The sequence below is a fragment of the Thermus sp. FJN-A genome (genome assembly GCF_054655095.1).
In genome coordinates this window covers 1-236 of the sequence record NZ_BAAHSC010000284.1, presented here as the reverse complement: position 1 = coordinate 236, position 236 = coordinate 1, and the positions used below count along the sequence as shown (strand labels likewise).

At 70.3% G+C, this 236-nt stretch carries 1 protein-coding gene; it reads right to left on the bottom strand.

Annotation, left to right across the window (positions count from 1 at the left end; genetic code table 11):
• A partial coding sequence (locus tag ACYQ0J_RS13725; protein WP_460172628.1) for a thermonuclease family protein occupies positions 1 to 236 on the bottom strand: 236 nt, incomplete at both ends.

Here is a 236-nt window from a genome sequence, read left to right as displayed (position 1 = left end):
CTGGAGGTAGAGGGCGGCGTAGCGGACATTGGGGGGCACGGTGTAGGGCTCGGCCCACCCGGCCCTCACCAGCTCCAGGTTCACCTGGAGCAACCGGCTCCCCCCGTGGATCCAGTCTCCCCTGGGATCCTCCAGGTACAGGTAGGCCAGCACCCTCCGGTAGCGGTCCCGCTCCTGGGCGTCCAGCTCCACCCACACCTTCCTCCCCTGGAGCCCCTGGAGCAGGCGGGCGAGGA